The 14,433-nt window shown below is 63.0% G+C and carries 16 protein-coding genes; 11 read left to right on the plus strand and 5 right to left on the minus strand.

Annotation, left to right across the window (positions count from 1 at the left end; all coding sequences use genetic code 11):
* Positions 1–212: 212 nt before the first annotated feature.
* Positions 213–1,037, plus strand: a complete 825-nt coding sequence (locus U5A65_RS00005; protein WP_321945075.1) for a hypothetical protein — start codon at positions 213–215, stop codon at positions 1,035–1,037.
* Positions 1,038–1,079: 42 nt separating this feature from the next.
* On the opposite strand, the gene U5A65_RS00010 is transcribed toward U5A65_RS00005, so the two are convergent.
* Together U5A65_RS00010 and U5A65_RS00015 are read right to left on the minus strand one after the other, a co-directional pair.
* A complete protein-coding gene (locus tag U5A65_RS00010; protein WP_321945076.1) occupies positions 1,080–2,081 on the minus strand; it encodes an MvdC/MvdD family ATP grasp protein in 1,002 nt (333 codons plus the stop codon).
* Positions 2,082–2,177: 96 nt separating this feature from the next.
* The gene (locus tag U5A65_RS00015) at positions 2,178–2,495 is read right to left on the minus strand and encodes a microviridin/marinostatin family tricyclic proteinase inhibitor (protein WP_321945077.1); all 318 of its coding nucleotides are present in this window, start codon (positions 2,493–2,495) and stop codon (positions 2,178–2,180) included.
* A 297-nt stretch (positions 2,496–2,792) separates the two neighbouring features.
* Between U5A65_RS00015 and U5A65_RS00020 the strand changes: the two genes are divergently transcribed.
* The 3 genes from U5A65_RS00020 to U5A65_RS00030 all read left to right on the plus strand — a co-directional run bounded on the left by U5A65_RS00020 (position 2,793) and on the right by U5A65_RS00030 (position 6,191).
* Positions 2,793–3,788 (plus strand): aldo/keto reductase, encoded by a 996-nt coding sequence (locus tag U5A65_RS00020; RefSeq protein ID WP_321945078.1) that lies wholly within the window; start codon positions 2,793–2,795, stop codon positions 3,786–3,788.
* A 220-nt stretch (positions 3,789–4,008) separates the two neighbouring features.
* Positions 4,009–4,755 (plus strand): glucose 1-dehydrogenase, encoded by a 747-nt coding sequence (locus tag U5A65_RS00025; RefSeq protein ID WP_321913345.1) that lies wholly within the window; start codon positions 4,009–4,011, stop codon positions 4,753–4,755.
* 128 nt (positions 4,756–4,883) lie between these two features.
* On the plus strand, positions 4,884–6,191 hold the full coding sequence (locus U5A65_RS00030; protein WP_321945079.1) for a chloride channel protein: 1,308 nt from the start codon (positions 4,884–4,886) through the stop codon (positions 6,189–6,191).
* Positions 6,192–6,224: 33 nt separating this feature from the next.
* Here the strand turns inward: U5A65_RS00030 and U5A65_RS00035 are convergent, their stop codons facing one another.
* A complete protein-coding gene (locus U5A65_RS00035) occupies positions 6,225–6,866 on the minus strand; it encodes a DUF1109 domain-containing protein (RefSeq protein ID WP_321913343.1) in 642 nt (213 codons plus the stop codon).
* Positions 6,863–7,408 carry a sigma-70 family RNA polymerase sigma factor gene (locus U5A65_RS00040; RefSeq protein ID WP_321913342.1) on the minus strand — a complete coding sequence of 182 codons (546 nt, stop codon included), beginning with the start codon at positions 7,406–7,408 and terminating at the stop codon, positions 6,863–6,865. Before U5A65_RS00040 ends, U5A65_RS00035 begins: the two co-directional genes overlap by 4 nt.
* Before the next feature lie 418 nt (positions 7,409–7,826).
* Here U5A65_RS00040 and U5A65_RS00045 point away from each other — a divergent pair, with 418 nt between their 5' ends.
* The 6 genes from U5A65_RS00045 to U5A65_RS00070 all read left to right on the plus strand — a co-directional run bounded on the left by U5A65_RS00045 (position 7,827) and on the right by U5A65_RS00070 (position 12,397).
* Positions 7,827–8,465 (plus strand): cytochrome b/b6 domain-containing protein, encoded by a 639-nt coding sequence (locus tag U5A65_RS00045; RefSeq protein WP_321913341.1) that lies wholly within the window; start codon positions 7,827–7,829, stop codon positions 8,463–8,465.
* Positions 8,466–8,521: 56 nt separating this feature from the next.
* The gene (locus tag U5A65_RS00050) at positions 8,522–9,298 is read left to right on the plus strand and encodes a molybdopterin-dependent oxidoreductase (RefSeq protein ID WP_321913340.1); all 777 of its coding nucleotides are present in this window, start codon (positions 8,522–8,524) and stop codon (positions 9,296–9,298) included.
* A gap of 91 nt (positions 9,299–9,389) precedes the next feature.
* Positions 9,390–9,653 (plus strand): pentapeptide MXKDX repeat protein, encoded by a 264-nt coding sequence (locus U5A65_RS00055; protein WP_321913339.1) that lies wholly within the window; start codon positions 9,390–9,392, stop codon positions 9,651–9,653.
* 145 nt (positions 9,654–9,798) lie between these two features.
* Positions 9,799–10,200, plus strand: a complete 402-nt coding sequence (locus U5A65_RS00060) for a hypothetical protein (protein ID WP_321913338.1) — start codon at positions 9,799–9,801, stop codon at positions 10,198–10,200.
* Positions 10,201–10,331: 131 nt separating this feature from the next.
* Positions 10,332–10,709 carry a hypothetical protein gene (locus U5A65_RS00065; RefSeq protein WP_321913337.1) on the plus strand — a complete coding sequence of 126 codons (378 nt, stop codon included), beginning with the start codon at positions 10,332–10,334 and terminating at the stop codon, positions 10,707–10,709.
* 140 nt (positions 10,710–10,849) lie between these two features.
* The gene (locus tag U5A65_RS00070) at positions 10,850–12,397 is read left to right on the plus strand and encodes a transglycosylase SLT domain-containing protein (RefSeq protein WP_321945080.1); all 1,548 of its coding nucleotides are present in this window, start codon (positions 10,850–10,852) and stop codon (positions 12,395–12,397) included.
* Positions 12,398–12,404: 7 nt separating this feature from the next.
* On the opposite strand, the gene U5A65_RS00075 is transcribed toward U5A65_RS00070, so the two are convergent.
* Positions 12,405–13,343 (minus strand): alpha/beta hydrolase, encoded by a 939-nt coding sequence (locus U5A65_RS00075; RefSeq protein ID WP_321937027.1) that lies wholly within the window; start codon positions 13,341–13,343, stop codon positions 12,405–12,407.
* 121 nt (positions 13,344–13,464) lie between these two features.
* Here U5A65_RS00075 and U5A65_RS00080 point away from each other — a divergent pair, with 121 nt between their 5' ends.
* Positions 13,465–14,376, plus strand: a complete 912-nt coding sequence (locus tag U5A65_RS00080; RefSeq protein WP_321937026.1) for a LysR family transcriptional regulator — start codon at positions 13,465–13,467, stop codon at positions 14,374–14,376.
* Positions 14,377–14,433: the final 57 nt, after the last annotated feature.

The following is a 14,433-nucleotide window of genomic DNA, read 5'->3' on the forward strand; positions in this document are numbered from 1 at the left end:
TTTGCCGCTGCAAAGAAAAGTAGGTGCCGCCCCGCACAGGGGCAACGCTGGCATACCGACTCGAACACAAGGAAAGGCCAAAGCACCCAGCCCCACACCCCCTCCTCGCCCCCACCTTCGATTAAAGAAACGCCCCCACAGCGCCGTTAAGCATGCCAGCCCGTGCTCGTCCGACCGGCGCCCCAACCGTTGTCAGAGAATCGAAGAAAAAGATGCAAAACAGAATAGCCCGCCTGCTCGTCGGCACTTCCGTCACATCCGCTGCGCTATTGTCCGGTTGCACACAATTCGTACCGGTCAAGGATATGGCCAACGACAAGCCCGGCTATCTCGCGGCGCACTTTGGCGTGGACTCGTTGCCCACGAACGTTCGCGATAAAATGCCCGCGGCGGGTACGCACACGTTGCCCTTCAAGGTCTTGACGGTGCTTGGCAAGGTATCGGGCCACTTCGGCGCAGCGGGAATCGAGCGCGACTTCAAAACCGTGCTGATCAACGCGCAAGATACGGGCATGATCCAGCAGGTGTATGAAAGCTCGGCGAATGGTATTCCCGCAGCCGCAACGTTCAGCCTCTCTTACCTCAACATTTTCAGCCTGAAAGAAGAAACGGCGAACTACGCGCAGACGGCAGCGTTCATTCCTTTCGTCGCGCACGACGCCGACAACGGCGAGTTTGCTTTCAACGCGCCGCAAGAGGATAAAACCTATACGACAACGTTCAAGTACGGCACGACGGTCCAGATCGTCAACTTCCGCGCGCTCACGTGGACCTGTCATTCGAGCCGCTACTATCCGGCTTCGCAGTTCAACACTGCGCTGACCGGCAAAGCGATCGACCTGGACTGCGAACAGACGAAAGATGGCATCGTCCAGAACAAGACGCGTCGAACGTATCTGACTGAATATGGCATCGGTCTGACCCGCTCGGTCGCAACAACCGCCGGAAAACTGGACTGGTCGTATAGCGGCTTCGAGAAGGACGGCCAACAGACGGTCATGCCGCACGGTCAGCCGGCCGTCGAAAAGCCGATTTGAAGCACACACCGTGACGGGGTGCGCGTCGGCGCCGCCCCTCTGTCACACAGCGCCTTTGCCCGAAACGAGCAAGTCGGCAATCGCACCCGAGAGCGGCAATCCCGGGTGCTTTTCCAGCCAGAAGAACTCGCCGACCGGGTTGACTTCCAGAAAACAGTGGCGTCCGTCTGGGGTGAGGACGAAATCCGCGGCGCCGTAGTTGAGGCCCAGCGCATGCATCAGTTTCAGCAGCGCATTCTCGACTTCGGGCGGCAAGCGGTACGACTCCCACGCTTCAATTAGTCCAATGCCGTCGCGACGCCAGTCGACGCTCGTTTTCTCAGACCGTTGGGAATCGATCGAGGCCGTGAACACCCGGTTTCCCACAATCGTGGCCCTGAGTTCCAGCGCCTTGGGCACTTGCTCCTGAAAGATGGCCGGGCAATAACGAAGATCATCGAGATGCTCGAGGTCTTTGTCATGAATCGTGCTGGTGAAGACTACTTTCTGTTCGCCCTGTTCGTAAATGGCAAACGAAGACAGCGTCTTCATGATCATCCCCTGCTTGCATTCGCGTGCGAACCCACGCACGGCTTCTGGCACATTGGTGATCAAGGTGCGTGGAACGGTGAGCCCCACTTCTCTCGCAATTTTGAGCTGAAGCTGCTTGTTTTCCGCGCGGCGCAAACGGTGCACGGGATCGAGATGAAACGCATCGAGACTGGCGATCATGCCGTGCAGCGTGGCGCGCGATTGTTCGATCGCCGCCCGCCTGAGCTGCAAGTCCATCGCTTCAGGGATGCACCGCCCGATAGCGATCCGCCGGTACCACACGGCAGACACCGTATCCAGGTCCAACTCATCGTCCTCACACGCAATCATGTGCCGCTCTTTTTCGCCGCTATATTCGCTGCAATGCCGAATCTCGGTCGGGAAGCGGTCGGTATTGAACCGGTAAGGCACGCCGCCCTGTGCCGCAACAGCATTCATGACGAGCGCAATACTCTCATTGTCGTTGCTGTGGGTGACGATCAGTACCACGGGCCGTGGGTGGCGCTCGGACATGATTGCGCTCCTTGACTGAAGGCGTGCGGCGGGATGGCGCCTCGCCGCACGCTCGACTTCGGACCTGGCGTTGCCGCCCGGCAATGAACAGGAATGCTAAATAGGTGCACTTTCGCCGTCCGAAGGATACGCCATCGTCGTCACCGGCGATGACGGCGTGCCGGGCATCGGTCCCATCGGTCCCATCGGTCCCATCGGCGCCATAGGCCACCCCATATGCCGCAGCATGCCCAATAGATCGGGCAATTCGCCAACCGGCACGCCTTCCTGGTCGGACGGCGCCGCCATCGTCACGACCGCACCGCCGCGTATGGTCTGCATCTCAGCCGATGTGAGATTTCTGGAGAACTGCCCTTCCAGGAAATGCGAGAAAAACGGTACGGGTTCCTGAGTTTCAATTTTGACGTTAGACATGATGCTTACCTCGCTGGAAGTGTGGGCCATTGGGAACCAATATGGCGGCATAGGCCGCCGCCACTTCCTGCAACCACCGTGCCAGCGAAGCCCGTGGCTCGCTGCGGCGCGTAGCGGCCCGAAGTGGCGGAGAATCGGTGGGGACGCAAAACCGGAACCGTTGGCGCGAAGCCAACGTGAGGGGGCGAAAAGATGGCAATGCGCCAACAGCCCGCTAAACTACCGGCGCAGAGGCGATGCAAACGCTGGCGAGGTCACGTCGCAATCAAATTGGCAAACTACTGGAGGAGCAAATAAATGACGCTTTCGAAGAGAGAATTCGGCCGTACCGGCTGGAAGGTGTCCGAAATCGGATTTGGGGCATGGGCAATCGGCGGTTCGTGGGGCAGCGTTGCCGAAGACGACGCGAGGGCCGCGCTGAACGCCGCGCTCGATAGCGGCGTCACGTTCATCGACACGGCCGACGTCTACGGCGACGGCCGCTCGGAGCGCATCATCCGCGACGTGCTGCGCGAGCGCGGCGGCGAGCGTCCCATCGTGGCCACCAAGCTCGGGCGCCGGCTCGATCCGCATGTGACCAGCGGCTATCTGAACAAGCGCGAACTCGAAGGCTTCATCGACCGGAGCCTCTCGAACCTGGGCGTCGACACGCTCGACCTCGTGCAACTGCACTGCCCGCCGACCGAAGTCTACTACCGCCCCGAGGTGTTCGCCGCAATGGACGACTTTGTCGCCGCCGGCAAAATCCGCTTCTACGGCGTTTCAGTCGAAAAGGTGGAAGAAGCGCTGAAGGCGATCGAGTATCCCAACGTGGTTTCGGTGCAGATCATTTACAACATGTTCCGCCAGCGTCCTGCCGACCTGTTTTTCCGGGAAGCGCACAAGAAGAGCGTTGCGGTCATCGCGCGCGTGCCGTTGGCGAGCGGCATGCTCACCGGCAAGCTGTCCGCGGACTCTGTTTTCGCGCCGGACGACCACCGTGCGTTCAATCGTCATGGCGAGGCATTCGATGTGGGCGAAACGTTCTCGGGCGTGCCGTATGACGTCGCCTTGAAAGCGGTCGACGAACTGCGCGACCTGGTTCCGGTGAACGCCTCCATGGCCCAGCTCGCGCTGCGCTGGATACTCATGGAAGATGCCGTCTCGGTCATCATTCCGGGCAGCAAGAACGCGGCCCAGGCGGCGTCGAATGCCGCGGCGGCGAACCTCGCACCACTGTCCGATGCCGCCATGCAACGCGCGCGGGACGTTTATGAACGCCTTATCGCGCCGCACGTCCACCAGCGCTGGTAAAGACGCTTGCGGTCGATGCCACCGCAGTTTCGGCGCACGCTGACTCCAGTTTGCGCCGCTTTGCCCCGATTGTTCGGCTGATCCCGCCAGTCAATTCGCGCCCGGCCGCTTTATCGCGGCGGCGCGTATCTTTACATTTGTGCTTGTCGCCGGCCGATTGCTTCGTGCAAGCCAGACGCCGGTTCCTCTAGATGGTGCAACTTACGGTGCGGAGAACATGATGAGCAAACTTGCAGGCAAGGTCGCGGTTGTCACGGGTGCGTCGAAAGGCATCGGCGCCGCTATTGCCAAGGCCCTCGCGGCCGAAGGCGCTTCGGTGGTCGTGAACTACGCGAGCAGCAAGGCGGGCGCGGATACGGTCGTCGCCGCGATTACGGCGGCCGGAGGCCGGGCGGTTGCCGTTGGCGGCGACGTCTCGAAGGCGGCGGACGCGCAAGGCATCATCGGCGCGGCCGTCGAAACCTATGGCCGGCTCGACATCCTCGTCAACAACTCGGGCGTCTACGAGTTCGCGCCGATCGAAGAGTTCACGGAGGCGCAATACCGCAGGCAGTTCGACACGAACGTGCTCGGCGTGCTGCTCACCACGCAGGCGGCCGTGAAGCATCTGGGCGAAGGCGCGAGCATCATCAACGTGAGTTCGGTCGTCACGACGCTCACGCCGCCGACCACGGCTGTCTATAGCGGCACAAAGGGCGCCGTCGACGCAATCACCGGCGTGCTCGCACGCGAACTGGGACCGCGCAAGATCCGCGTGAATGCGATCAATCCCGGCGTGATCGAGACCGAAGGCGCCCACACGGCAGGCGTCATCGGCTCGGAGTTCGAAAGCCTTGCGGTCAGCCAGACGCCGCTCGGACGCGTGGGGCAGCCCGACGATATCGCCACGGCCGTGGTGTTCCTCGCATCGGACGATGCCAAGTGGTTGACGGGCGAACATATCGTCGCCAGCGGGGGCATGCGCTAAGGCATTTTGGTGGGACTGGCAGGCGGTAAAAATCGCGTGCGTGGTAATCTCCCGAAAATCGGTCGTACCGCCCTCGCTGCGGCACGACCGGCAACACTTCAAAAAAGGGAGTTTGGCCAAGCCGTTTCATGCGAGTTTCCGACCTTATCGACAGTCGCACGATCTTGCGCAGCCGGCGGCGTTGGCTGTATTTCGCCGTGTTCTGGCTGGGCGCTATCGCTACGGGGCTCGTTGCGGTCATGTACGCACGGCTCATCGACTTCGGCTACTCACTCTTCTTGCAGATGACCACGCATTACCGGTGGCTGCCGCTTCTCGTCACGCCGGCAATCTCCGCGTTCTGTGTCTGGGCCACGCGCCGCTGGTTTGCGGGTTCGGAGGGCAGCGGCATCCCGCAGGTCATTGCTACGTTGCACGACGTGCGCAAATTCGGCCCGCGCCTGCTCACGCTGCGCATCCTGGTCGGCAAGATCGTCCTGTCGTTCCTCGCCATTCTCGGCGGCTTCACGATTGGGCGCGAAGGCCCGACTATCCACGTGGGCGCCGCGCTCATGTACAACCTGCGACGTTTTTATCCGGCGCGTCTGCGCAGCATGTACGGCGTCGGCCTCGAATACAAGCTCGCGCTAGCGGGCGCGGCTGCGGGCCTTTCCGCCGCGTTCAATGCGCCGCTCGCGGGCGTGGTCTTCGCGATCGAGGAACTCACGCGCAGCTTCGAGGCGCGAACGAGCGGCGTGATCATCACGGCAATCATCTTCGCGGGCGTCGTCTCGCTCGCGCTGCAAGGCAATTATGTGTATTTCGGCACGATCGCCATCGCCGGCCATTTGCCCGATCTGCTCGCCGTCGCCGTCATTCTCGTTGGCGTGATTACGGGCGTTGCGGGCGGCGTGTTCTGCTGGCTGCTGCTCAACACCGAACGATGGATGCCCACCCGCTTGCTCGCCCTCCGAAAGGAACAGCCCGTCGCGTTCGGCGCGGTATGCGGTTTGTTCATCGCGGTGCTCGGCGTGGCCAGCGGCGGCAATCTGTTCGGCAGCGGCTACGCGGAAGCGCGCAGCATGCTCGAAGGCCACTCGCAGATCGGCGTGGCTTATCCCGTGCTGAAAATGGCCTCGATGGTGGGCTCGTATTTGCCTGGCACGCCGGGCGGGCTCTTTGCGCCGTCGCTCGCGATCGGCGCGGGCATCGGCAACGTGCTGCACATGCTGTTCGGGCAGATGCAGTTGCCTATGCTGATCGCACTCGGCATGGTCGGCTATCTTGCCGCCGTCACGCAGAGCCCGATCACGGCATTCGTCATCGTCATTGAAATGATCGACGGCCATGCGCTCGTGATCTCGTTGATGGCAACGGCGCTCGTTTCGAGCCAGGTTTCCAGGCTATTCGCACCGCCGCTTTACGAAGCCCTCGCGCAACGCTTCCTGAAGCAGTGATGTGCGCCAACTCGCGCTGAGCGGCGCACGCCGTTACCAGCGCAGCAAGCGCGGCCCGAGCCACGCGCCAATGCAGGCGGGCAGCAACATGCCGATCACATACCAGACGCTCCAGAACGCCGGGCTCATCTCCGGACAATGGAGACAATACGCAATGGTTGCGAGCGCGCTCGCAAAGAGCCCGGCCGCGGCGCCCGCCACGCGCAGGCGGGTGGGCGCGAGACCGCGCACGGCCCAGAACACGGCCACGAACGTGGGCACCGAAAGCAGCACGATATTGAACGGGCACGTGCGCCATGTGTGGCCGAGCACGAGCGGCACGCGCTGCGCGGGCGCCGCGTCGCCAAGCGCGAGCCACGCACCCGCCAGCACGGCGACGAATGGCAGCGCCACCAGCGCCCACGCATAGCCGCCGCGCTGACCGGGCCGCCCGAGGCGGCTCACCACGAGCGCGGCAGCGGCCGCGACACACAGCGGGAACGCGAGCTTCGCCCAGAAGATCGGCGTGTGCATGACACTCATGAGATCGCGCCGCACGCCGAACACCACGCTCATCAGCACGACCGAGCCTGCAAAACCGAGCAGCAGCGCCTTTGCGAAGCGGCGCAGCGCGGCCTTGCGGTCCACGCGCGTGTCGCCTGCGGCAAGCAGATTGATCAGATCGTCGGTTTTCATCGCGCTCCCCTGATGCGCGCGGCAAGCGCCTTCAGACCGCGATGAATCCCCACCTTGACCGCCGATTCGGAAAGCCCTGTGAGCTTCGCCGTTTCCACGACCGACAGCCCTTCGAGCTTCACGTGGACAATCGGCAGGCGCTGTTTGTCGGGCAACTGGTCGAGCAGTTTGCCGATATCGCGGCGCGCCTGCGCGGGTTCGTCGTCGGGCGCGGCGAAGAGATCGGTGTGATCTTCGAGCGGATCGTTGAGCATGTCGCGGCGTGCGCGCGAGCGGAAAAAGTCCATGAGCTTGTAGCGGGCGATCGCGTGCACCCAGGCCGTGAGCGGTTCGTCAGGGCGCCATGTGTGGCGTGCGTTGTGGACCGCAAGCAGGATCTCCTGCACGAGGTCCTCGACGTCGTCGCGCAACTGCGGAATGCGCCTGCGCAGGTAACCACGCAAATGGCGCGTGAGTTCCTCGAGGAAGTCGCGATACGCTTGCGCGTCGCCTTCCAGGCCGCGGACAAAAAGCGCTTTGAGACGGGTTTCCGCTGAGTGCAAAGGTCGTCCTGGATTGTCGCGACGAAAAGTTGGCGGGCTTGCGGGCATGGCGCTAGCCCGGTCTTGCGACGGCGAACTTTCAAAATGATTACGAACGCTGCCGCACTCGCGCCCGCTCGCGTGAGCGTAGCCGAACGCTTCGCGCGCCGCAACGCCATGCGGGCCGAGGGCGTGCGCGCCGGGCGCCGCCCCCTCCGTCATCGTCCCCCATGTGCTGGTCAAGCCCACCTTGGCTTCTCCCCGTGGCGCGAGCGCGTGCGCCCGTTGCGGGTAATTCGTTCGCCGCGCCGGCCCGGTTACAGCTACAGCGATATATTTCCGGCCGCACCCGGTCGAGCGATTTTTTTCTCGGCGCGCTGTAACCGGCGCGCGCGCCGCGGCGAATTCACTGTCAACTCCGTGCTCACAAGGAATTGCCATGCACACGTCGATCGGTGAAACGCCCGCACTCGAAGCACGCATTCGCCGGCCACGCGCGATCCAGCCGCTCTGGCTACGCGTCTCGCATTGGCTCAACGCGCTCGCGGCACTCGTCATGATGTTCTCCGGCTGGCGCATCTACGATGCGTCGCCCGTGTTTGCGGGATTCGTCATTCCCACGTCGATCACGCTAGGCGGCTGGCTCGGCGGCGCGCTGCAATGGCATTTCGCGGCGATGTGGCTGCTGTTTTTCAACGGGCTCTTCTATCTCGGCATGAATCTCGCCACCGGCCGCTGGCGCACGAAGTTCTTCCCGCTGAGCGCGCGCGCCGTATTCCACGATCTGCGCGCCGCGCTCTCGGGCCGGCTTTCTCACGCTGACCTGAGCCAGTACAACGCCGTGCAGAAACTCGCCTACCTCGTCGCGATCGCCGATCTCGTCGTTCTCGTGCTTTCGGGCCTTGCGATCTGGAAGTCGGTGCAGTTTCCGCTACTGCGCGAATTGATGGGAGGGTACGACCGCGCGCGCGTGGTGCACTTTTGCGCGATGGCGTTGCTCGCGGCGTTCGTGCTCGTTCACGTGACGATGGTCGCACTCGTGCCGCGTTCGTTGCTCACCATGCTGCGCGGACGCTGAACGCGCGGCCTGCAGAAACGAGAGATATCAACCCTATCAGTTGATCAGGATTCCAGATGAAAACGCCAGACCGCAAGATTATCGAACTCGACCGCGCAGCGATTCTCGCCGACGCACGGCGCGAACTCGACATGCCGTCACGGCGCCTGTTCGGCAAGCGCATGCTCACGCTCGGCGGTCTTTCGCTGCTGACTGGCTGCACGATCACCGACGACGCCTCGGTCAACACATTCCTCACCGCCGTTTCGCGGCTCAACGACCGCGTGCAGGGGTGGCTGTTCGATCCTGCCCGGCTCGCACCCACGTACACCGAAGCCCAGATCACGCGCCCGTTCCCGTTCAACGCGTTCTATAGCGAAAGCGAGGCGCCCATCGTCGATGGCGGCGACTACCGGCTCAAGATCAGCGGGCTCGTCAAGGGCCAGCGCGTCTGGACGCTGCCCGAGTTGTATGCGCTGCCGCACGCCGAACAGATCACGCGGCATATCTGCGTTGAAGGCTGGAGCGCAATAGGCCGTTGGGGCGGCACGCCGTTCGCCGATTTCCTGCGGCGCGTCGACGCCGATCTCACCGCGAAATACGTGGGCTTTCGTTGCGCCGACAGCTACTACGAAAGCATCGACATGCCGACGGCGCTGCATCCGCAAACCTTGCTCACGTTCGACTACGACGGCGAGCGGCTGCCCGCGAAATACGGCTACCCGATGAAGCTGCGCATGCCAACGAAGCTTGGCTACAAGAACCCCAAGCACATCGTTGAAATTTTCGTCACGAACACCTATCCAGGCGGCTACTGGGTCGACCAGGGCTACAACTGGTTCGGCGGTTCGTGACATCTTCCTGCCGCCGCTCGCGCGACGGTTCCACTTCACTTCCGCCCAAAAATGGGCAACGGCTTTTTCCACCCAGCAAGGAGCAACGCAAATGAACACGATCCGTTTCGCAGCCATCGCCATCTCGGCCGCCCTGTTGAGCATGAGTGCAGGCGCATTCGCACAGGCAAGCGGCGCGATGTCGAACGACGCCATGTCACAAGACTCGATGCACAAGGACACCATGGGCAAAGGCGCCATGTCAAAGGACACAATGGGCAAGGGCGATGCGATGAGCAAAGATAAAATGAGCAAGCCCATGAAGAACGACGCCATGGGCATGGATCATCCGGCGTCGGGCGCCATGGCGCATTGAACCCTCGCATTGCACCCTGGCAGTGCGCTCCCGGCGTGGCCCGCGCCAGGAGCGCAACGCGCGCGTGGCCATTGTGCGCTCGCGATATATGATCTCAGTGGGGGCCGCCGAGGTGGGGCCGCCCACCCCGCGCCGGGAGCACGTCATGGGAAGCGAATGGCAACACCGCTTGAAACTGTTTATCCAGCGCTTCTGGCAGCCAACCAGCGCCTGCATGACCTGCATGCCGGGGAGCTGGGGCAACATCATGAGCCTTGCCCATTGGACCATCGCATTCAAGACGGGCCTCTTCACCGGCGCGCTGGCCGTGCTGCTCACCTTCACGCCGGCGACGAAGTGGTACGCGAATCGCTATGGCAACGCGCTGCTGGTTGGCTGCCTGACCGTGCTAGGCGACGCCTACGCTCACACGAGTCACTATCGGGTTCATGTACTCGAACACATCGCGACGGGGATCGTGTCCGGCCTGTTTGCGCTCGCGGCCTCCTGGCTGTTCGACAACCGGGCGCACCGCATACGAACGCTGTGGGCACGCTTGACCGGGTAATTCACCGGGCAAAGCAGGCGCATGCGCTTGCGGCCACCACCGCATCCCTAGGCCTTAGGTCCGATTGACTGGGCATCCACACGTGGCACCCTTCCACAAAGCCATTCTTCGGCTCATAACAGGGGAACCCGATGCGCGCTTGCCGATATGTGGTCCTTTGCGCTTTGCCATTCCTGATCGTTGGCTGCAACACGCCGCCGATCCCGCCGGGTAAGGCGGTTGATATCCCGACCGCACTCGAGCAGGTTCTCACGGGCCTGTGTAATTTCAAGAAAGAACAAGCCGACCGGAAGCAGGATATGGGCGTCACCATCGACACGGTCACCGTGGAACTCGACCTGACCGTTGACGGAGCAAGGAATCCTCCCGTGGCGGTCGCGCCGGATGTCCAGTTCATTCCCACGGTGAGCTACGGGGGAATCGTCACGGCGACCCGGGGCAGCCGGCTTACGCTTACCCTGAAAAACACCGGCAGCCACGGCGGCTGCGACATGACACCGGCGAAGTAGCGACGATTCTCGCGCGCCGCTACCGGGCGCCCGAGCGGCGCCGAAAAGCCGCCTCCAGAGGTCTATAGGACTATCGGCCCATATCCAGCCCATGCGGTTGTGACATGATGGGAACGAGCGGAGCACCCGGCCCTGGCGCCATGCGTATTGTTCATACGTTGCTGATCATCCTGGCTTTCGGGATGAGTTTTGCCGGCCGCGAGGCAGATTGTCTCGCGGCCCAGGAAACGCCTGCGCAAGCCGTTGCATCACAAGCCGCGACAGCGGCGCCAGCCAGCGCGCCGTCGCCGCCTACGGCAGCTGCTGCCGCCGCGACCCGCCACCTCAACCTCGCGAACCAGCCCAGGTTCGGCGATTTCGACGCGATGCTCGACCGCCGGCTGATCCGCGTACTGGTGCCGTACAGCAGGACACTCTATTTCAACGAACTCGGTCATGAGCGCGGGCTGACCGCCGGACTCATGCGCGACTTCGAGGGCTATCTGAACAAGAAGTATCAGAGCAGCCTTGGCAAACGCCCATTGACGCTCGTGATCATCCCCACGACGCGCGAGCAGCTTATTCCGGGTCTCCTCGCCGGCAAGGGCGACATCGCCGCAGGCAATCTGACCGCCACGGAATCGCGGCTGAAACAGGTCGACTTCGTCGCGCCGCGAGACCGCACGCCGGTTCGCGAGCTGGTCGTCACCGGTCCCAAGTCGCCCGCGCTCGCCAAGCTCGACGACTTGAGCGGCAAGACCGTGCATGTGCGCCCGAGCAGCAGCTACTTCGAGAGCCTCACCGCCCTGAACGCGCGCTTCAAAAAAGAAGGCAAGCCGCCAATGAAGCTGGTGAAGCTGCCCGACGCGCTCGAGGACGAGGACGCCATGGAAATGCTCAACGTCGGGCTGGTCCAGATTCTCGTGGTCGACGACTGGAAGGCGAAATTCTGGGCGCAGGTGCTGCCAGGCATCGTGGTGCACGAGGACATGGCCGTGCGCGATGCCGGCTATATCGGCTGGGCGATTCGCAAGCAGAGCCCCAAACTCCAGCAGGCCATCAACGACTTCTACGTGAGCTACGTGAAAAAGCAGAGCGTGGCGGAAGTGCGGCTGAAGCAGGAACTGCAGCGCGTCAAGCAGATCAGCAGCAATACCGAGGAAGCGGAACTGAAGCGTTTCACGCAAACGGTCGGCCTCTTCCAAAAGTACGGTTCGCAATATCACTTCGATCCATTGATGCTTGCTGCGCAGGGCTTCCAGGAATCGCAGCTCGATCAGAGTGCCCGCAGTCACGTTGGCGCGATCGGCATCATGCAGCTCATGCCGGCAACCGGCAAGGAACTGGCTGTCGGCGACATCCGTGTGACGGAATCGAATATCCATGCCGGTGCGAAATACCTGGACCTCCTGATGTCCCGCTATTTCCCCGACGCGCATTTTTCCGACTCGGACCGCGCCCTCTTCGCCTTCGCGAGCTACAACGCGGGTCCGGCGAGGATCGCGAAGATGCGCAAGGAAGCAGCCGCTCGAGGGCTCTCTCCCGACAAGTGGTTCAACAACGTTGAGATCGTGGTTGGCGAGAAGATCGGGATCGAGACGACCACTTACGTGCGCAACATCTACAAGTACTACGCCGCCTACCGGCTCGTTCAAGAAGCGCAGGCACAGCGCGAGCGCGCCATCGGGCAGGTGCGCAAGCAGGGTTGAGGCATGGCTATGCCTCAAGCGTCCAGTTGCGCGAGATGAATCCCGCAACCTGATCCAACGCGTAGCGCGCGCTCGCCAGCTCATGGGTGGAGCGCTGGAACACGTGGTGCAGGCCTTCGTAGACTTCCAGCTGCACCGTGTTGCCCTGCTCCGCCGCAGCCGCTGCATAACGCCGTGCGTCGTCGAGCAGGAGTTCGTCCGTGCCCACCTGGAGCGCGATGGGCGGCAGGCGCCCGGCGATGGCATGCAGCGGCGACGCGCGCCCATCCGCGGGATCGGCGGCGCCGAGATACGCCGCGGCGGCATTGGCGAGCACGGGGCGCGTCAAGACCGGGTCGTGGGTCGTTTCGCTGTGGAACGACGGCCCCGTGAACGCAAGATCGACCCACGGCGAGAAAGCGGCCACGCTCGCGATGCTCACTGCCGGCCGCTCCGCTACGCCCAGAACCGCAAGCGCCAGGCCACCGCCTGCAGAATCGCCGATCAGGGCGACCTCGCGTATGCCGCCTTTCGCCAGCCATCGCAGCGCGGCCAGGACGGCGTCGTGCGCCGCGGGAAACGGATGCTCTGGCGCGAGCGGATAGTCGAGAACGAAAGTGTCCACGCCGGCGCGCGCTGCGATCTGACTCGCAAAGCCGCGATAGCCCGTTGCCGACCCGAGCACGAAAGCACCGCCGTGCAGGAACAGGATCGCGCGGTGGGCAGGCGCGCTGCGTGGCCGAATCCACCACCCCTTGACATCCGCATTCTCGATGCTTTCCAGGCTCGCGCCCTCCGCCACCGGCGTGTGCGCGGTCATGGCGTCATACGCCTCGCGCATCGTTCCGTTGAATTCTTCAAAGTGGCGTTGCATGCGCGCGATCGCGGCCCTCGCGGCGTCGCGGTCGTCGTCGCTCAAGCGGTGCCGCATTTCGATCAGGTTTGCGCGTTCTCCAATGCTCATCATGGCTCCTTCGTTGCGTGAATGCGTTCTCGATGGGCATGACGATATCGATTCCGATCGAGACATAGAAGAAGGTCAATTGGAATAGAATCCATTCCAATCAGGAAGTTTTGGGGAGGAAGAGATGGACCGGCTCGACGCGCTCAAACTGTTCATCCGCATCGTCGAAAGCGGGAGTTTCGCGGCGGCGGCGCGCGACATCGGCGTGGGCCAGCCGGCAGTCAGCAAGCAGATCGCCTCGCTAGAGCGCCATCTCGGCGCGCAACTGGTCAGGCGCACGTCGCGCAGCATGACGCTGACCGAAACCGGGCAGTCGGTCTATGAAGCGGGCTTGCGCATCATTGGCGACTTCAGCGAGCTGGAGTCTTCGGTCGGGCACGGCCAGATGTCGCCGAGCGGGCTGATTCGCGTGACCGTGCCGCCCGTTTTTGGCCGGCTGTATGTCGTGCCGCGCCTGCCGGTGTTTTTCTCCCGATATCCGCAGATGCAGGTGGACCTTTCCGCAACGGAGCGAAACGTCAATCTCGTCGAGGAAGGCTTCGACCTTTCGATCAAAAGCGGACCGCTCGCCGACTCCTCAATGATTTCGAGGCATCTGGCGTCGAGTCCGGTGGTTGTCGTCGCGACGCCCGAATACCTCGACAAGCATGGGCGGCCCGAGTGGCCGCAAGATATCGAGCGGCATACGTGTGTCGTTTTCGCGCCCATGCGCGAGCCGCGAGCATGGCGCTTCGGGAACGTCGAAGGGCCGGGCCTGTATGTTCCGTCCGGCAATTTCCGCACTGGCGACGCGGAACAGATCCGCGCTGCTGTGCTGGCCCATATGGGGTTGGTGCAGGCGCCGGCGTGGCTCTTCGCAGCGGAGATGGCGAGCGGCGCCGTCGTCAGTGTGCTGGAGGATTTCGCGCCGCCGCCGCTGCCTGTGCACGGCCTGCATCCCTCAGGCAGGCGGCTGCCGACCAAGACCCGCGTGTTTCTCGACTTCGTTGCCGAAACACTCGCGGCTGATCCGCGCCCGGCTTTTGTGCCGGTCTGATGGTTTGCCGCGCATGCGCGGAACGGCACTTGCTGGAACGAGTGAGTCACTCATTCA

This window comes from Paraburkholderia sp. J10-1, from assembly GCF_905220165.1.
Taxonomy (GTDB): Bacteria; Pseudomonadota; Gammaproteobacteria; order Burkholderiales; family Burkholderiaceae; genus Paraburkholderia.